Origin of the sequence: Streptomyces sp. NPDC058758 (genome assembly GCF_042746075.1) — a bacterium.
Lineage (GTDB): Bacteria > Actinomycetota > Actinomycetes > Streptomycetales > Streptomycetaceae > Streptomyces.
Genome location: NZ_JBHYPS010000054.1, coordinates 1 through 18,293 on the forward strand (window position 1 = coordinate 1; position 18,293 = coordinate 18,293).

At 76.0% G+C, this 18,293-nt stretch carries 13 protein-coding genes; 4 read left to right on the plus strand and 9 right to left on the minus strand.

Going from position 1 to position 18,293, the window contains the following annotated elements:
* The 3 genes from ACFW6A_RS35675 to ACFW6A_RS35685 all read left to right on the plus strand — a co-directional run.
* On the plus strand, positions 1-339 hold a 339-nt coding region (locus ACFW6A_RS35675), incomplete at its 5' end, for a DUF4162 domain-containing protein (protein WP_386645794.1).
* The gene (locus ACFW6A_RS35680; RefSeq protein ID WP_386645797.1) at positions 336-1,121 is read left to right on the plus strand and encodes an ABC transporter permease; all 786 of its coding nucleotides are present in this window, start codon (positions 336-338) and stop codon (positions 1,119-1,121) included. The genes ACFW6A_RS35675 and ACFW6A_RS35680, both read left to right, overlap by 4 nt.
* Positions 1,122-1,333: 212 nt before the next feature.
* Positions 1,334-1,996, plus strand: a complete 663-nt coding sequence (locus tag ACFW6A_RS35685) for a hypothetical protein (protein WP_386645800.1) — start codon at positions 1,334-1,336, stop codon at positions 1,994-1,996.
* A gap of 45 nt (positions 1,997-2,041) precedes the next feature.
* Here the strand turns inward: ACFW6A_RS35685 and ACFW6A_RS35690 are convergent, their stop codons facing one another.
* Positions 2,042-6,256, minus strand: coding sequence for a HEAT repeat domain-containing protein (locus ACFW6A_RS35690; protein ID WP_386645803.1), 4,215 nt, complete (start codon positions 6,254-6,256; stop codon positions 2,042-2,044).
* Between the two features lie 294 nt (positions 6,257-6,550).
* On the opposite strand from ACFW6A_RS35690, the gene ligA reads away from it, so the two are divergent.
* Entirely contained in the window at positions 6,551-8,650 is a 2,100-nt protein-coding gene (gene ligA / locus ACFW6A_RS35695) for an NAD-dependent DNA ligase LigA (RefSeq protein ID WP_386645806.1), read from the plus strand.
* A 174-nt stretch (positions 8,651-8,824) separates the two neighbouring features.
* Here ligA and ACFW6A_RS35700 read toward each other — a convergent pair whose 3' ends face one another.
* The 8 genes from ACFW6A_RS35700 to ACFW6A_RS35735 all read right to left on the minus strand — a co-directional run bounded on the left by ACFW6A_RS35700 (position 8,825) and on the right by ACFW6A_RS35735 (position 18,138).
* Positions 8,825-10,531, minus strand: a complete 1,707-nt coding sequence (locus tag ACFW6A_RS35700) for a DEAD/DEAH box helicase (RefSeq protein ID WP_386645809.1) — start codon at positions 10,529-10,531, stop codon at positions 8,825-8,827.
* 89 nt (positions 10,532-10,620) lie between these two features.
* A complete protein-coding gene (locus ACFW6A_RS35705) occupies positions 10,621-10,824 on the minus strand; it encodes a cold-shock protein (protein WP_031013754.1) in 204 nt (67 codons plus the stop codon).
* A 192-nt stretch (positions 10,825-11,016) separates the two neighbouring features.
* Positions 11,017-12,015 carry a UbiA family prenyltransferase gene (locus tag ACFW6A_RS35710; protein ID WP_351847767.1) on the minus strand — a complete coding sequence of 333 codons (999 nt, stop codon included), beginning with the start codon at positions 12,013-12,015 and terminating at the stop codon, positions 11,017-11,019.
* Entirely contained in the window at positions 12,012-12,857 is an 846-nt protein-coding gene (locus ACFW6A_RS35715) for a methyltransferase (RefSeq protein WP_351847770.1), read from the minus strand. The genes ACFW6A_RS35710 and ACFW6A_RS35715 overlap by 4 nt, the downstream gene beginning before the upstream one ends.
* Positions 12,854-14,467: an AMP-binding protein gene (locus tag ACFW6A_RS35720; protein ID WP_386645814.1), complete on the minus strand. Its 1,614-nt coding sequence runs from the start codon at positions 14,465-14,467 to the stop codon at positions 12,854-12,856. Before ACFW6A_RS35720 ends, ACFW6A_RS35715 begins: the two co-directional genes overlap by 4 nt.
* Positions 14,464-15,825, minus strand: coding sequence for an NAD(P)/FAD-dependent oxidoreductase (locus tag ACFW6A_RS35725; protein WP_351847774.1), 1,362 nt, complete (start codon positions 15,823-15,825; stop codon positions 14,464-14,466). The genes ACFW6A_RS35720 and ACFW6A_RS35725 overlap by 4 nt, the downstream gene beginning before the upstream one ends.
* Before the next feature lie 58 nt (positions 15,826-15,883).
* The gene (locus tag ACFW6A_RS35730; protein WP_386480720.1) at positions 15,884-17,059 is read right to left on the minus strand and encodes a DegT/DnrJ/EryC1/StrS family aminotransferase; all 1,176 of its coding nucleotides are present in this window, start codon (positions 17,057-17,059) and stop codon (positions 15,884-15,886) included.
* Positions 17,056-18,138: a DegT/DnrJ/EryC1/StrS family aminotransferase gene (locus tag ACFW6A_RS35735; RefSeq protein WP_351847778.1), complete on the minus strand. Its 1,083-nt coding sequence runs from the start codon at positions 18,136-18,138 to the stop codon at positions 17,056-17,058. The genes ACFW6A_RS35730 and ACFW6A_RS35735 overlap by 4 nt, the downstream gene beginning before the upstream one ends.
* Positions 18,139-18,293: the final 155 nt, after the last annotated feature.

Here is an 18,293-nt window from a genome sequence, read left to right on the forward strand (position 1 = left end):
GGGAAGATCGTCGCCGAAGGCACCCCCGACCAGCTCAAACGCCGCGTCCCCGGCGGCCACGTCCGCCTCCGCTTCACCGACCCCACCACCTACCGGACCGCCGCCACCACCCTCCAGGTGGCCACCCGGGACGACGAGGCCCTCACCCTCCAGATCCCCAGCGGCGGCAGCCAGCGCGAACTGCGCTCCCTCCTCGACTGGCTCGACGCCGCCGGCGTCGAGGCCGACGAACTCACCGTGCACACCCCGGACCTGGACGACGTCTTCTTCGCCCTCACCGCCCCCGCCGACGCCACCGTCCCCGCCCAGCCGACCCAGAACCAGGAGTCCGCCCGATGAGCGCCCTCTCCCTCGCCGTCCGCGACTCGTCCACGATGCTCCGCCGGAACCTCCTGCACGCCCGCCGCTACCCCTCCCTCACCCTCAACCTGCTGCTCACCCCCGTGGTGATGCTGCTGCTCTTCGTCTACGTCTTCGGCGACGTGATGAGCGCGGGGATGGGCGGCGCGGACCGCGACGCGTACGTCGCCTACCTCGTGCCCGGACTGCTCCTGATGACCATCGGCTCCACCGTCATCGGCACCGCGGTCTCCGTCGCCAACGACATGAACGAGGGGATCATCGCCCGCTTCCGCACGATGGCGATCCACCGGCCGTCGATCCTCGTCGGCCACGTCGTCGGCAGCGTCCTCCAGTGCCTCATGAGCGTGCTCCTCGTCGGCGCCGTCGCCGTCGCCATCGGCTTCCGCTCCACCGGCGCCACCGCCCTCGAATGGCTCGCCGCCTTCGGTCTCCTGGCCCTGTTCGCCCTCGCGCTCACCTGGATCGCGGTCGGCATGGGCCTGGTCTCCCCGAACGCGGAGGCCGCCTCCAACAACGCCCTCCCCCTGGTCGTCCTGCCGCTGATCTCCAGCGCCTTCGTCCCGATCGACGCCATGCCCGGCTGGTTCCGGCCCATCGCCGAGTACCAGCCCTTCACCCCGGCCATCGAGACCCTGCGCGGACTGCTCCTCGGCACCGAGATCGGCCACCACGGCTGGATCGCCCTCGCCTGGTGCGCCGGCCTCACCGTCCTCGGCTACGTCTGGTCGAAGGCCACCTTCGACCGCGACCCCTCCTGAGCCCCCTGACCCGTCCTTCTCCCACCGCCGGCGCGGCTGCGGCGACGGTGCCGAGACGGAGGTGGCCGCGCCCGTCGAAACCCGGCGGCCGGCCCCTCCCTTTCCACTCTCTGCGAGCCGGCCGGCGAAGACAAGACTGCAGTTCTTGCCGTCGAACCAGGAAAATCGTTCCCGAGCGGAGGCCCGCACCGCTCTCCAACGGGAGGACATTCATGCCGGACGTCTGGGATCCGCACGGCAGCCTGCACCGCGCGCTGTGGATCGGCGGCGGACAGTGGTCGGGCAAGACCACCGTCGCCGAACTCATCGCCGGACAGTACGGGTTGACGGTGTATCACTACGACTACCACGACGCCCGGGGCCACCAGGACCGCCGGATCGCGCGTCGTGTCGCCCTGGGCGAGCCCGTGGAGGACCCCGCCCCCGACCGGGTCTGGTCGGACCGGACCCCGGAGGAGATGGCCGCCGAGACGCTGGCCGGCTTCCCGGTCCGGTTCGAGTGGGCACTGGACGACCTGCGCGCGCTGTTCACCGGGCGGCCGGCGATCGCCGAGGGGTGGGGGCTGCGGCCGGAGCTGGTCGCGCCGCTGCTCGACTCGCTCCGGCGCATGGTCGTCCTCGTCCCCACCGAGGACTTCCGCCGGCACCAACTCCGGACCCTCCCGCGCGCGGGAACCCTCCCCGTCGCCGACCCGGCCCGCGCCCAGGCCAACCGTCTCGCCCGTGACCGGCTGGTCGCCGACGACGCGGTACGAAACGCCCGCCGCCTCGGCATCCGCGTCATCGAAGTCGACGGGACGCGCGACGCGGTGGCCGTGGCCGCGGAGGTCGCCGAGCATTTCGCCCCCTACCTCGGCGCGGCGACGGACGCGTGATCGCCCGGCCCGAGCGCTTCCCTCCGCCGGTCGCCAGGACAGCGGCTAGCGCCCCGGGCCCGGCTCCCGCTCCCGCTCCTGCTCCTGCTCCCGGACGCGCGCGAGCAGCCCCTCGTAGAGCGGCCGGCGGTCCGGTCGGGCGTGCGAGGCGGCCCGGCGGAGCGCGGGGACGGCCGCCGTTCCGGCGCGCAGGACGGCCGTCTCCGCCGCCCGCCGCACGACGGCCTGCCCGTGGTCGAGGAGCGCGACGAAGCGGGGGACGGCCGGCTCCCGGCGCGCCTGCGACAGCACCCGGACCGCACCGCGCACCACGTCCGGCCGGACGTCGTCCAGCAGGACCTCGGTCAGCCGCAGGTGCGCGTCGCGGTCGAGCAGCACCCGCGCGGTCCGGTGCGCGTGCAGCCGTACACCGGTGTCCGGGTGGACCAGCAGCTCCCGCAACGGCCCCTCGAACAGGGCCCCCGCGAAGGCCGCCGCGTGCTCGGTCAGATGGGCCAGGGTGCGCCGCACCCGCCGGGGATCGGGCGACCGCAGCAGCGCGACCGCCTCCTCGTACGGGAGGACCGGGGACGGGTCGGAAGGCCTCGGGGCGCGCTCGCGCAGGGCGCGGAGCGCGGCCTCCCGCCGTCCGGCGGCCTCCGGGCCGTACAGCGGTCCGTCGACGAGGACGAGACCGGCCTCGGGGTGGCGCCCGGCAAGCCGTTCCAGGACGGGGGTGCGCAGCAGCCGGCGGCCGGCGAGGAGGCCCAGCGGTCCCGGCTCCCCCGTGGCGAGCCTGCCCTCCAGGTGCCCCGCCAGGGCGTCGGCGGGCAGCCGCCGCAGCGCGGCGAACGCGTCCCTCCGCGCCGCCTCCGGGCCGTGCTCCCACAGGTGCAGGAGGACGGGCAGCAGGAGCGGGAGGCGGCCGGTGTCCAGGCCGCCGGCCGCGGCGCGGGCGATCCGATCGGCCCGCGCGCCCTCCGCGCCGCCGAGGAGGCGCGCGGGGCCGGCCTCCGTCAGCGCCCGGCCCAGCGCGGACCGGAGCGCGTCCTCGGCCGGCTCGTCGATCCGGCCCCGCAGGTACGCGTCGAGCACGGTGGCGCGCGCGTCCGGCTCGGGCCACCCGAGCAGCGTGTACGCGGCCCCGTTCCGCTCCCGCCGGTCGCCGGAGGCCAGGAGGGCGAGCAGCCGCTCCCGCCGTGCGGCGGACCGGGGCCGGTCCGGGCCGGCGGGGCGGCCGGCGCGGGGTGCCCCGGCCTCGGCGCGGGCGGCGTCCTCCGCGAGCGTCCACGGCGGCGCGGCCGGCGGCTGGAGGTCCGTCATCCAGTCGACGAGCGCGGCCCGCACGTCGTCGGGCGCCCCGGCCTGTACGTCGACGAGGGCGGCGAGCAGCTCGCGCGACCCGGCGGCGACGCCCCGGCGCCGATGAGCGGCGAGGTCCGCCACGCTCCTCGCCGAGGCCGCGAGTTCGCCGTGCCAGGGCGGCCGTTCGCTCCGCCCGTCGACCCCGAAGGCCTCGCGCAGCAGCCGGGCGCGGGCGTCGTCCGGGTCGGCCGCCAGGGCCGCGGCGTCGAGCGCGCGGTCGAGGTCGGCGCGGACGACGACGGCGCCGGCGAGCCGCAGCAGCGGCAGCACGGAGCGGCGCCCCGGGCTCGTGAGGGGCAAGTCCCTTACCGACAGGGTGATTTCGCGGCGCACGTCCGGGCGGCGATGGGTCGCGACCGCCTCCAGGACCTCGATGAGGGCGTCCCGTGCCGCCCCTTCGGCCTCCGCCAGGCCGTCGAGGAGGACCGTGACGTGCCGGGCGAACGCGCCGCGTTCGCGGGCGGTCCACGGGGCGGGGCAGATCCCGCCGGGCAGCACGGCGAGCACGGCCCGCCGCGCCCGCCCCGAAGCGGCGGCGAGCGCGAGCCAGTCGTCGAGGTGCGGACGCGTCTCCCGCAGCCGCGCCGCCCGGTGGGGGCGGCCCTCCGCGTGGCGTTCGGCGAGGCCCAGCGCGACGTCCTGGTCCCAGCCCTCCTCCGCCAGCGAGCGCAGGTCCTCCTCGTCGCGGTCCACGGCCGGCTCGCCGGGGAGCGCGGCGAGGAGGCGGTCGCGGGTGCGGGCGTCCGTCGAGCCGTCCGCCGCGGCGGCGAGCGTGGCGGGGAGGGCGGCGCCGAGGAGGGCGCGGAGGGCGTCGAGGAGGAGGGCGCGGAGGCCGGGGTTGTCGGTGTGCCCGAGGTGGCGGAGGAGAGGGGGTACGGCCCGGGCCGTGCCGGCGGTGGCGAGGGCGCCGGCGGCCGCCTTGCGGACGTTCATGGCGAGGTGGTCGAGGCAGCCGGCGATCGCGTCGGACGCCCAGCGGGCTCCGGCGCCGCCGAGGGCGCCGAGGGCCTGGCGCACGGTCTGCGGGTCGCGGTCGGGACCGGTCAGCGCGAGCAGGGTCGCCGACACGGCCTCGACGCCGTCGCCGGTGGCGTCCCGGGCGAGGAGGGCGACGGCGTGCTTGCGCACGTGCCGGTCGGGGTGGCGCAGGAAGGGGTGCGCACGGGACCGGAGCGTCCGGTGCGGGGCCCTCGGCAGGTCGGCCGGCACCCGGAGCAGGACGGCCTGTTCGCCCGCCGTGAGGCCGGGGCGGTCCAGCAGCCCGAGGACCAGGTCCGTGACGAGCGCGGGCCCGGCGTCGTCGGGGAACACGTCCAGCAGGCACACCGGCCTGATCCGGCCGCGCGCGTGCAGCCGCCGCCCGAGCGCGTCCAGCGCGTCCACGGCCTCCTGCGGCACCACCGGCTCGGCCTCGGGCACGGGCCCCGTGCCACCGGGCTCCCACGCGGCGGCGGCCTCCCCGGCGATCCGCAGCAGCAGGTCGGCGAGGACGGGCAGCGTGCCCGGACCGGCGTGCGCGGCGAGCCGGCACAGGGCGGCGACGGGGTCGTCCGGGTCCAGGTGCGCGGCCAGCAGGGCGAGCTCGCGCTCGTCGGGCCCGCCGAGGTCGGCGGCCACCCGGGCGGGCAGCTCGGCCGCGTCGACCCGCGTGAGCAGCCGTCGCCGCACCCCGGGGTCGGTGTTCAGGAGCCAGACCAGCTCCAGGGCCCGCTTCCGGTGGGGCCGCACCGCCCGCTCCACGAGGGACGCGGGCGGTGCGTCGGGGTCCTGGGCGCCGAGGCCGTCGAGGCCGAGGGCCGTGCCCAGGACGCGGACGGTCCGGTCGCCGCCGACGGCCTCCAGGGCGTCGAGCGCGGCGGCGGGGGCGTGCGGGAGGGCGGCGAGGACGGCGGCCTCGGTGCCGGGGTCGCGGAGGGCGCGCAGGGCCCGCAGGAACGGTGCCGGATCGGCGGCGGCCGGCAGGACGCGGGCGATCTCGGCGGCCACCGGCAGGCCGCCGACCCCCTGGGCGTCCAGCGCGACGAGGAGGTCGAGGCGGCGCGGCCACGCCGGGTCGTCCGGCGCGGCGTCGGCGAGCAGGCGCAGCAGCGCGTGGCGCGCGGTGAACAGCACGGTCGCCACGGTGCCCGCCGGGATCGTGTGGTCGGCGAGCGCCAGGGCCAGCACCGCCGGGACGTCCGCGTCGGTGGCGAAGTGACCGCGCCGGTGCATCGCGCGCAGGCACTCCGCCGCCGGGCCGCTGAGCATCAGGGGGTCCGTCCCGGCCAGTTCCAGGAGCGCGGGCACGTCCTCGCGCCGCGCGGTCTCCCCGTACAGGGCCAGGGCCCGCCCCCGTACCTCCGGCGAGGCGCCCGGGTCGGCGGCGGCCCGCCACAGCAGCTCCCCGTGCCCGTGGGCGGCGGCGGTGGCGAGCGCGGCGCCGGCGGTCTCCGGCCCCAGCAGTCCGGCGAGCACGGAGGCGGGCAGCGGTTCGACCGAGGCCCAGGGCTCGGCGAGTTCGGCGAGCGCGCCGTTCACCACGGCCCCGGCGGCCGACCCCAGCAACCCCAGCAGCACGTCCCGCACGAACGCGGGCGCGAGGCCACCCGCCCGCAGCCCCTCCCGGGCCAGCCGCAGCGCCTCCCCCTCCAGCACCGCGTCCCCGCTCCCGGCCGCCGCCCGGACGAGCCCCGCGTCCCCCGCCTCGACGCCCCGGACCGCCTGGTACAGCGCCTCCCCCGGCTCCTCGCGCCCCAACACCCCCGGATCCCGCACGAGTTCCGCCCGCAGCAGGGCCACCCGCACGGCCGGCACCAGCACCTCCGCCGGCCAGTCCCGCCACCCGTCCGGGGCCACACCCCCGACAGCGACCGCGAGCGCCTCCTCGGCACTCACCGGCTCCGACGGCACACGCTCCGGACGGGTACGGGAAGACACGTTCGACAGGGAAATCACCCCCGGATCGTACGGCGCCCCCAGAACGCCCCTCGCCCCGCCCACGACTCCCCCACCCGCCCTCAGCCCGCCGCCCCCTTCCGCAGGACGTAGACGTCCCCCACGTCGGGGTCACCGACGTGCACGAAGATCTTCAGCGGCAACAACCGTGCGAGCGGGGCGGGGAGGGCGGGCCACGCGGCCCCGCCAGGACCGGCGCCACGACCGCCGCCGGCCGCTCCGTGCACCCCCGTCGGGCGGGAGGGCGTTGTCAGACCCTCGCGCCAAGATGGGGCCATGACCGCGATTCCCGCCGCTGAGGCGCACTTCGTCCTGTCCGACCCCGCCGCGTACGAGGCCGCGCTCGATCGGCTGCGCGCCGCGTCCGGCGCCTATTACGCGGGCGAGAACAGCCCGTTGGACGACGCCTCGTACGACGCGCTGCGGCTGGCCGTGCTGGCGTGGGAGGAGGCCCACCCGGGCGAGGGGGCGCAGTCGCCGACGGGCCTGGTCGCCGACGGCGCCGCGCCCGAGGGCGACGTCGCGCACACGACGCGCCTGCTCAGTCTGGACAACGTGTTCGGTCCCGAGCAGCTGGTCGCCTGGGACGCCTCGCTCCAGCGGCGGCTCGGCCGCGCGGTCGAGGGCGGGTTCACCGTCGAGCCGAAGCTGGACGGCGCCGCGATCGCCGCCCGCTACCGGGACGGGAGGCTCGTGCGGGTCGTCACGCGGGGCGACGGCACGCACGGCGAGGACGTCAGCCACGTCGTGGGCTCCGTCGTCGGGCTGCCGGAACTGCTGGCCGAGCCGCTGACCTTCGAGGTGCGGGGCGAGGTGCTCTTCACCCACGAGCAGTTCGAGACCGCGCAGGAGGTCCGCGCGGCGCACGGCGGCGCGCCGTTCGCCAACCCGCGGAACGCGGTGGCGGGGACGCTGCGGGCGAAGGACCGGCCGTACCGGCTGGAGATGACGTTCTGGGCGTACGGCGCCGTGGACCTGGACGGCGGATCGTTTCTCCCCGCCGGTGCGACGCACGCCGAGGTCCTGGCGGCCGTCGCCGCGGCCGGGGTCAGGACGACCGCCGACACCCCGGCCGGACTGCACGTGGTCGGCACCATCGCCGAGGCGCAGGCCAGGGTGGACGCGATCGGCGCGCTCCGCGCCGGGCTGCCGTTCGGCATCGACGGCGTGGTCGTGAAGGCGAACAGCGCGGCCGAGCAGGCCGAGGCCGGACTCGGAAGCCGCTTCCCGTACTGGGCCATCGCGTACAAGCTGTCGGCCGTGGAGCGCCAGACGGTGCTGCGGGAGGTCGTGTGGGAGGTGGGCCGCACGGGCGTCCTCGCCCCGACCGCGCTCCTCGACCCGGTCGAGATCGACGGCTCGACGGTCTCCCGCGCCACCCTCCACAACCCGGCGGACATCGCCCGCCGCGGCCTCCACCTCGGCGACACGGTGACCGTCTACAAGGCCGGCGACATCATCCCGCGCGTCCAGGCGCCCGTGGTCGAGCTGCGCCCCGACGGCGCCGTCCCCGTCCCGCTGCCCGCCACCTGCCCGAACTGCGACGGCGAGATCGACAAGAGCCAGGAGCGCTGGCGGTGCGCGAAGGGCGCGGGCTGCGCGCTCGCCCCGCTGATCGCGTACGCCGCCGGGCGCGACGTCCTCGACGTCGACGGCCTCGGCAAGACCTACATCAAGGCCCTGATCGACGCCGGACTGGTCACCGACGTGGCCGACCTCTTCACCCTCACCGAGGAGCAGCTGGCGGTCGCCGCGGGCAGCGCCCGGCGCGGCGCGAAGCTGGCCGAGCAGTTCGAGCTGGCCCGCAGCCGCCCGCTGAGCCGGGTCTTCTGCGCCCTCGGCATCCGGGGCACCGGCCGCCGCATGTCGCGGCGGCTCGCCGCCCACTTCGGCACGATGGAGGCGATCCGCGCCGCGAGCGCCGAGGACCTCCTCGCCGTCGAGGGCATCGGCCCGGAGAAGGCCCCCGTCGTCGTCGCCGAACTGGCCGCCCTCGCCCCGGTCGTCGACAAGCTGATCGCGGCGGGCGTGAACATGACCGAGCCGGAGGCGCCCTCCGGCCCGGCCGTGAAGGCCGGCGCGGACGGCGCGGATGGCGGCGCGCCCGGCCCGGGCCCGCTGGCGGGCCGGACCGTGGTCGTCACCGGCAGGATGACCGGCCGGCTGGACGGCTACGGCCGCTCGCAGATGAACGAGCTGATCGAGCGGGCCGGCGGGCGCGCGGGCAGCGGCGTCACCGCGAAGACCTCGTACCTCGTCTCCGCCCCGTCCGCCACGGGCAAGCCCAGCTCGAAGGCGGTCGCGGCGGAGAAGCTCGGCGTCGAGGTCCTCACCCCGGAGGCCTTCGCCGACCTCGTCGCCGACTACCTCGGCTGACCCGGACGGCGAGCGGACGGCCCGGGCGAGCGAACGGCGGCCAGGCCGGGCGACCGCCCGGCCGGCCTGGCCGGGCCGCGTCCGGGCGAGAACGGAGCCCCGCGAAGAACACCGGCCGGTCCCCCGCGAGGGGAACCGGCCGGAGAGGCAGGACGCGGATCCGCGCGAGGCGCCTCAGCGCTCCGACGCACCGCCACCCTGCGAGGAGGAGCGTCGGCGCGGACGCCGCTCGCCGCCCCGCGCCGACGGAGCGGCGGATTCGCCCTTGGCGGCCGCTCCGGCGGAACCGGAGCGGCGGGCGGTGCCGCGACCGCCGGCCGCGGCGGTACGGCCCCCGGTCCCGGAGGTCCGGCCCCCGCCGGTGGCGCCGCCACCGGTCTTCGCACCGGCTCCCGCCGCGGGCCTGCGGCCGGAGCCCCGGCCGCCCGCCCTGGCGGGCGCCTCGGCCGCCGCGGCCCCGTTCGCCGCACCACCGCCACCGCCGCCGCCACGGCGCCGGCGGGACGGACGGGCGCCGTCCTCGCCCGCGGGCTTGCGGCCGGCGCGGGAGGCCGCCGGGGCGGCCTGCTGGGGCACCTCGATGGTGACCGCGACACCGGACGGCTCGCGGGCGCCGGTGAGGGTGGCCAGCTCCTCGTCGCTGGACCTGAGGCGGGTCGTCCGGGGCTGGATGCCCGCGTCCCGCATCAGCCGGGTGACCTCGTGCTTCTGCTCGGGCAGGACCAGCGTGACGACGCTGCCGGAGCCGCCGGCCCGGGCGGTGCGGCCGCCGCGGTGCAGGTAGTCCTTGTGGTCGCCCGGCGGGTCGACGTTCACGACGAGGTCGAGGTCGTCGATGTGGATGCCGCGGGCCGCGACGTTCGTCGCCACCAGCGCGGTGACCTGGCCGGTCTTGAACTGCTCCAGCGTGCGGTTGCGCTGCGGCTGGGTGCGGCCGCCGTGCAGGGCCGCAGCCCGGACGCCGACGGACAGCAGCCGCTTGGCGAGCCGGTCGGCCGACCGCTTGGTGTCGAGGAAGAGGATGACCCGGCCGTCGCGGGCCGCGATGCGGGTGGTGACGGCCTTCTTGTCGGTCGCGTCCTGCACGTGGAGCACGTGGTGCTCCATCGTGGTCACCGCGCCCGCGGACGGGTCGACGGAGTGCACCACGGGGTCGGTCAGGAAGCGCTTCACCAGCTGGTCGATGTTGCGGTCCAGGGTGGCGGAGAAGAGCATCCGCTGCCCGTCGTCGCGCACCTGCTTGATCAGCTTGGTGATCTGCGGCAGGAAGCCCATGTCGGTCATCTGGTCGGCCTCGTCCAGCACGGTGATGCGGACGTCGTCGAGGACGCAGTCGCCGCGTTCGACGAGGTCGTTGAGCCGGCCGGGGCTCGCCACGACCACCTCGACGCCGCGCCGCAGCGTGGCGGCCTGCTTGGTGATCGAGAGTCCGCCGACGACGGTGGCCATCCGGAGGTTCACCGCGGTCGCGTACGGGGCCAGGGAGTCCGTGACCTGCTGCGCGAGCTCGCGGGTGGGCACCAGGACCAGTGCGAGCGGCGCCTTGGACTGGGCCCGCAGCCCGGCCGTACGGGCCAGCAGCGCGAGCCCGAAGGCGAGGGTCTTGCCGGAGCCGGTGCGGCCCCGCGCCAGCACGTCACGGCCGGCGAGCGAGTCGGGCAGGGTGGCGCCCTGGATGGGGAAGGGAGTGGTCACGCCCTGCGCGGTGAGGGTCGCCAGCAGTCCCGCGGGCATGTCGAGGCCCTCGAACTCCTCCACGGCGGGGAGGGCGGGCGTCGCGCTTTCCGGCATCCGGAATTCGCTGGAGGACGCGGAGGCGGGAGTCTGGACCGGAGCTGCGGAAGCCCGCTTGTTCGACTTCCGGGGCGGCCTGCGGGACATAGGGGTTCTGCCTTTCTTCGAACAGCACAAACCGGGGTCCGCACCACGAAGGTGCGAACCCCGGTGAGCGACGGACAGGCGTCCGGCGATCAGGCGGGGACGATGTTCTCCGCCTGCGGGCCCTTCTGGCCCTGCGTGACGTCGAAGGTCACCCGCTGACCCTCCTGGAGCTCACGGAAGCCCTGGGTGGCGATGTTCGAGTAGTGGGCGAACACGTCCGGACCGCCGCCGTCCTGCTCGATGAAGCCGAAGCCCTTTTCCGAGTTGAACCACTTCACGGTTCCCTGTGCCATGACCTTCTCCTTCTGTAGGCAGAGGCCCCATCCGGAGATGCCGGAAAAACGAAATATGCGCCTGCGGAAAAGCATTCCGGTCAGGCGCACATAGGTTCATGGGTACCACAACTGCAACAAGTCCACTTTAGCACGCCCGCCGCCGGAGGGTGATCGACACGCCGTTCCGGCGTGGCGGGCGCGGCCCCGCCGTCACGCGGTGAGGGCCACCAGCAGGTTGGCGACGATCATCAGCACGACGCCGAGCCTGTGCACGGCGAAGCCGGTGCGGCGGGCCCGCATGATGTCGCCGGCCCGGAAACCGAGCAGGTACTGCCGCAGCCGCAGCAGGGAGGCGGGCAGCATCACCAGGACGAACCACCAGGGGGCCACGCCCGTCAGGCTCGCGACGGCGATCGTCAGGAACTCCACGAGCGACAGCGCGCCGATGAACCGGGCGTTGCCGCGCTCCGAGGTCAGGGCAGCCACGGTGGGACGGCCCACCGCCCGGTCGCCGTCGACGTCGTTGGTGTTGGAGTAGACGCCGAACATCAGCGGGCCGAAGCCGAAGAGGACCGCCTGGACCAGCAGGAAGCCGGTGGCCCGGCCGGTGACCATGCCGTACGGCAGGATGACCAGCGCGAAGCCCAGGGCGACGAGGTAGAGCTCCTGGAAGCCGTGGTAGCTGAGCTTGACCCCGTACGAGTACTGGAGCGTCACCACCCACAGCACGACGAGACCGATCGTGGTCCACGCCGGGCGGTGCGGGGCGAGGACGGCGGTCACCGCGAGCAGCAGGGCCGCCAGGACGGCGCAGGCCCAGGCGAACCGCAGCGCCTCCGGCACCTTCAGCGCGCCCGCCACCAGCGGCTTGCGGTGCACGTTGCGCAGCGGGTGGTCGGGGCCGTAGTTGGTGATGTCGCTGCCGTCGCGGAAGCCCGTGACGTCGTCGAAGGCGGTCATCGCCATCAGCAGGAGGACCTGCCCGACGAGGAAGACGCCGAAGAGCGCGCCGGTCCGCCCGGTGAGCGTGCCGGCGGGCAGCAGCACGGCGGACAGGGCGATGAAGGTGCCCAGGTAGTAGTCGTAGACGTCCAGCTTGCCGAGGCGCGCGTAGACCCGGAGCCGGCCGCCGGCGGGGGGCGGGGGCGGGGACTGCGGCGCGGAGGGTCCGGCGGGCGCGGTGGTCGTCGTGAGCGTGGAGTCGGTCATGTCGGTGTCGCCTCGGAGCATGGGGTGGTGAGGGGGGTACGGGCGGGGCGGCGGCCCTGCACGGAGTAGAGGACGCCGGTGGCGGCGGCGAAGTCCGGGGAGCGCGTCATCGCGGCGAGCCGGTCCAGCTCGGCGGGGGTGAAGCCGCTGTCGAGCAGCCGGGGCGCGAGGTGGGCGAGGTGGTGGAGCTGGAGGCCGAGCGCGGGCGTGCCGGGGGCGCGCACCAGCACGTGCGGCCGGATCCGGATGCCGGTCAGGCCTGCCTCGCGCAGCGCGGCGGGCGCCCGGCGGCCCCAGGTGGGGTCGCCGCCGGCGGCGCGCATCAGCGCCGCCTTGGCCGTGGTGAACCGCTCGTACAGCCGGGCGTCCTCCGGGGTGGGCGCGAGGAGGCAGGGCTCGTGGCCGGCGTCGAACTCGTCGACCTGGAGGAGGCCGCCGGGCACGAGCGCGCGGGCCAGCCGGCGCAGGACCGCCTGCCGCTCGGGCAGGTGCTGGAGGACCAGGCGGGCGACGACGACGTCGTACGCCTCCTCGGGCAGCGGGTCGGTGACGACGTCGTGGGCGAGGACGGTCAGTCCGGGCTCCGGCGCGATCCGGCCGGGCTTGACGTCGGTGGCGGTGACGGTGCCGCCGGGCTCGACCAGCCGGAGCAGCGCGCGCGAGACGCTGCCCGCCCCGGCGCCGACCTCCAGGCAGCGCATGCCGGGGGCCACCCCCGCCTCGCGGAGGTGGCCGAGGGTCAGCGGGTCGAGCGCCGCTTCGAGGGAGGCGTGGTGGCGGTCGCTGTGCGGGCTGTCGTTGTCGAAGACGTAGCCGCTGGGCGCGGGCGGGCGGGCGGTCATGTCCAGCGGCCGGTGCCGCAGGTCTCGGTGCTGCCGGTGAGCCGTTCGAGGAGGGCCGCGCGGCGGACCTTCCCTGTGCCGGTGCGCGGGACGTCGTCCCAGGCGATCGCGACGGGTTCGGCGAGCGCCGGCAGTCCGTCCGCGGCCCGCTTCCAGCCCGCCGGGTCGAGGGTGCCGTCCTCGGTGACCACGACGGGCAGCGGGTCGGCACCGGTCCGGGCGAGCACCACGCACTCCAGGGCCTCGGGGAGCCGGTCCTCCAGCATGTCCTCGGCCTGGAGGCAGCTGAACCCGGGGAGGTGGTCGACCTCCCGGTCGAGGAGCCGGACGCTGCCGTCGCGGGCGATCGTCCCGATGTCCCCGGTGTTCCACCAGGAGCCGTGCGTCTTGGCCCGCCAGCGCTCCGACTCGCCCGGGTAGTCCGGGGCGAGGGCCTTGGTGCGGCACAGGACGAGGCCGGGGGTGCCGGCGGGCACCGGGAGGAAGGTCTCGGGGTCGACGGCCTTCAGCCGGGTCTTCAGGGGGACGGGCCGCCCGAGGTCGCGCACGGTCGTCGCGGCGCCGTCGGCGGCCCGGGCGACGGAGCGGCGGGTGTGGAAGGCGAAGGTCAGCGGTCCGGTCTCGCTCTGCCCCCAGCCCTGCATCCAGAGCGGCCTGCGCCGCGTGCTGGCCTGGAGGTAGGAGCGGATGACCGGGGGGTGCACGGCGTCGTAGGTGCTGATGTAGGTCCGTACGTCCTGGAAGGGGTTGTCCAGGCGGCGGGTCAGCGGGCGCAGCCGTACGTAGCGGGACGGGAGCGCCTCGACGACGGTCGGCGGGTGGGCGCGCAGCAGGAGGTCGGCCGTGTCGGGCCGGCCTTCGGAGCAGAGCGAGATGTGCCGGGGCCCGCGGACGGGGGCGACGGCCGTCCAGCAGATGGTGCGGCCGTGGGCGTAGGAGCTGGCGTTGAAGAGGCTGTCGTCGCGGCGCAGGCCGATGCGGGGCGTCGGCAGGGTCTCGAACCGGGCGAGGTGGTGGATGAGGGTGCGGGTGGTGTGGGAGACCAGTTTCGGCACCCCGGTGGTGCCGCTGGTGTGGACGACGACCAGGGGGTCGTCGTCGTCGCGGGGGTGCGGTCCGGGGTCGGCGTGGCCGCTCAGCTCGTCGAGGTGGACGGTGCCGGGCGGCAGCTCGCCGGGGCGGCCCAGGACGATCGTGGTGCGCGCGACGGCGGCGAGGCCGGCCGCCGGGTCGCGGCCCAGGACGTCGAGGTCGGTGACGAGGACGCGGGGGGCGCAGCGGTCCAGGAGGACGCGCAGGACCTCGGGGGCGAGGTGGTCGGAGAGCTTCACGGGGACGGCGCCGGTGCGGATGGCGGCGCAGGCGACGAGGTCGTAGTCCCAGTGGTTGGCCTTGACGATCGCGACCCGCTCGCCGGGGCCGGCCCCGGCGGCGGCGAGCGCGCCGGCGGTCTCCCGGACGAGCAGGGCGAGTTCCGGGACGGTCCATTCGGTGGCGCCGTTGCCGGTGGGCGAGGGCGCCAGGTCGAAGGGACGGTCGAGGTGGTAGCGGGTGGGGGTGCCGGCGTCGGCGAGTTCGTCGAAGAGGACGCCCGGGTCGTGGGGGGTCATGCGGCGGTCTCCTGCCGGGTGGTGCGGCCCCGGGGCGGGGCGGTGCGGGCGAGGTGGGCGAGGACGCGGGCGGCGGCGAGCGCGCCCGAGCGGGCGGCGCCCTCGCTGGAGGGCCGGGCCGCGACCCAGTCCCCGGCGTACTCGACGGAGCGCGTCGGCCGGCGCAGGAAGGCGGCGCGCACGGCGAGGGCCCGGGGGGTGAGCTCGGGCATGGCCTCGGGCCAGTGGTGGACGTGGGTCGCGGTGAGGGCGGCGCCGAGGCCGGGTACGTACCGCTCGGCGGCGTCGGTGAGCCTGCGGGCGGCCTCCTCCTCGCTCGCGTCCGCGAGTTCGGGGATGTGGCGGGGGGCGGCGAGCAGGCTGATCAGGCCGCGGCCTTCGGGGGCCCGGTCGGAGCACTTGAGGTGGTCGGCGATGACGCAGGAGAGCAGCGGTTCCTCGCACGAGGGGGTGAGCAGGGCGTAGGCGCCGCCGTGCGGGGCGAGGGGGCGGTCGAGGGCGCAGGAGACCTTGAACATGGGCCGGTAGGTGGAGGCGGCCGGGTAGCCGGCGTCGGCCGGGCGGGGGCCTCCGGTGAGTCGTACGGCGACGGGGGCGGGCACGGCGAGGACCACCGCGCGGGCGGTGAGGGCGGTGCCGTCGACGGTGAGCCGGGCGTGCGTCCCGTGGTCGGTGACCTCGTCGACCGGCCGGCCGTAGCGGGTCTCCAGACCGGCGGCGAGACGGGTGGCGAGCAGGTCCATGCCGCCCCGGTAGGTGCGCCAGGCGGAGACCGGTCCGACGGCGAGGAGCAGGCCGACCAGGGGGGCGGCGGAGCTGCGCTCGGGGTCCCAGCCGAAGAAGGCGGAGGACAGCGGCTGGAGCAGGTGGTCGTGGAGGTCGGGATGGTAGCCGCGGGCGGCGGCGGCGATGGTGTCGGAGCCGAGCGGGGTGGTCTCGGGGTGGTCGTGGTCGATCTCGGCGCGGTGGCGTCCGCTCCAGGCGAGGAAGCGGGCCAGCGAGGGCCGGGCGGCGGGGACGAGCCCGGCGCCGGTGAGGACGGCGCGGGGTTCGCCGACGCCGTTGTGCGGGCGGCCGCCGCGCCAGACGGCCATGGGGCGGCCGATGCGGGGCACCTCGTCGGGGGTGAGGCCGGCCCGGCGGATCAGCTGCCAGGTGGCGCGGTAGCCCTGGGCGGAGATCTGCTCGGCCCCGGTGTCGATGAGGTAGCCGTCGCGGCGGACGCTGCGCATCCGGCCGCCGGGGGCGTCGGCGGCCTCGAAGACGCACACCTCGTGGCCGTTGCGGCTCAGTTCGTGGGCCGCGGCGAGTCCGGCGAGTCCGGAGCCGACGACGGCGATGTCGAGATCAGGGGTCATGCGGGGGTACTCCGTGCGGGGCTGGGGGTGGCGGCACGGCCTGTCGGGGGCGGTGCGGTCACCGGCGGGTGCGCAGGGCGTGGGCGCGGACGGCCTCGGTGACGTGTTCGACCTGGGCGTCGGTGAGCCGGTGGTGGACGGGGAGGGAGAGGTGCCGGCGGGCGGCGTCCCGGGCGTGCGGCAGGCCGGGGCCCGGGCGGCCCGCGGCGACGGGGGCGAAGGCGGCCTGCTCGGGCAGGATCCTCGGGTAGTAGACGTGGGTGTCGACGCCGGCGGCGGAGAGGTGGTCGCGCAGGGCGTCCCGGTCGTCGGCGAGCAGGGTGTAGACGTAGTGGCAGCGGCCGTCGGCGCCGGGCGGCGGGGTAGTGAGGCCGGGCAGTCCGGTGAGGTGCTCGGTGTAGTGGGCGGCGATCCGGGCGCGGCGCTCCAGGCGGGCGGTGAGGCCGGAGAGCCGGTGCAGCTGGAAGGCGGCCTGGATCTCGTCGAAGCGGCTGTTGACGCCGATCCGGTGGTGGAGGAAGCGGTTGACGCCGTCCTGGCCGTGGTTGCGGAGCATGCGGACGGCGCGGGCGGTCTCCGGGTCCCGGGTGACGACGGCGCCGCCCTCGCCGGGCATCCCGAAGGACTTGACCTGGACGAAGGAGTACAGCCCGGCGTCGCCCCACAGGCCGGCGGGGATGCCGTCGAGGACGGCGCCCTGGGCGACGGCGGAGTCCTCGATCAGCCGCAGGCCGTGGGCGACGGCCAGGGTGACGAAGCGGGGCATGTCGGCCATGACGGAGAACATGTGGGCCGGCATCAGCGCCTTGGTCCGCGTCCCGATGCGGGTCTCCGCGTCGGCGGGGTCGAGGGTGAGGGTGTGGGGGTCGATGTCGCCGAAGACGGGGACGGCGCCCGCGTGCAGGACGGCGGCGGCGAGCGGGGCGCAGCCGAAGGCGGGGACCACGACCTCGTCGCCGGGGCCGATGCCGAGGGCGGTGAGGATCAGGTGGAGGGCGGAGGTGCCGCTGGAGCAGGCGATGACGTCGGTGGCGCCGAGCCTCTCGCGCAGGGCGTCCTCGAAGCGGCGGGTGTGGTCGCCGAGGATGAACTTCTGGTCCGCGCCGGTGCCGATCTCGTACAGGAGCCGCAGCAGGGTGTCGCGGTCCTCGTGGAAGAGGTCGGGCGGGAAGAAGGGGACGCGGTCGCCGGGGGCGGCGGGGGCTTCGGCGCTCCGGTCGCTGGTGGTGGTCATGCGGGCACCTTCCCGGTGTGGAACGCGCGGACGACGGCGCAGACCCGTGCCACCTCGGCCTCGGTGAGGTCGGCGTGGAGCGGCAGGGCGAGGGCGCGGCGGGAGGCGGCCTCGGCGACGGGGAAGTCGCCCGGCCGGTGGCCGAGTTCCCGGAAGCAGGGCTGGAGGTGCAGGGGCAGCGGGTAGTACGTCTCGGTGCCGATGCCCTGGTCCTGGAGGTGGGCGGCGAGTTCGTCGCGCCGGTCGGTCTCGATCAGGTAGACGTAGAAGACCTCGTCGGGGGCGCCGGTGATCGCGGGCAGCCGGGTGATGCCAGGCGTGTCCCGCAGCCCCTCGTCGTAGCGGCGGGCGAGGACGGCCCGGTGGCGGATGTCCTCGTCGAGGACCGCGAGTTTGGCCAGTAGGACGGCGGCCTGGAGGTCGTCCATCTTGCTGTTGTGGCCGATGTGCACGCTCTCGTTCGAGATGCCGGGGAAGTGGGCGAGGGTGCGCCCGGTGCGGCCGTGGTGCCGGAGCGCGGCCACGTGGTCGGCGAGGGCGTCGTCATCGGTGAGGACGGCTCCGGCGTCGCCGAGCGCGCCGAGCGTCTTGCTCGGGAAGAACGACAGCACGCCGCCGCGTCCGTGCAGTCCGGCGTGGACGCCGTTCTGCCGCATGCCGATGCCCTCGGCGCTGTCCTCCAGGAGGGTCAGTCCCCGCTCGGCGGCGTGGGCGGAGAGGGCCGCCATGTCGGCCATCCGCGAGAAGAGGTGCACCGGCAGCACGAACCGGGCGCCGTCCGCGGCCTCCTCGCCGATCGTCCCCGGGCTCATGGCGTACGTGTCCGGCTCGACGTCCGTGAAGACGGGCCGTCCGCCGGCCAGGACGACGGAGCTGGCGGTGGCGACGAACGAGTACGCGGGGACGAGAACCCGGTCCCCCGGGCGCAGCCCGCACGCCTGGAGGAGCAGGACGAGGGCGTCGGTCCCGCTGTTCACCCCGATCACGTGGCGGGCCCCGGTGTACTGCGCGAGGGCCTTTTCCAGACGGCCGACTTGGCGGGAATGCGAGAACTTGCCGTCGGCGAAAATCTCGTCCACTCCGGCGCGGAGATCCGGCCAGATCTTTTCGAACGTCTTCGCCTGGGAGAAAAAGGGAATGCTGGATCGCGTCACGCGGAAACAATTCTTCTCGGCCGGCGGAGCGCCGGCGTCAACTGGAGCCTGAGGGAAGGCCCGAGAGGGATACGGGGCGG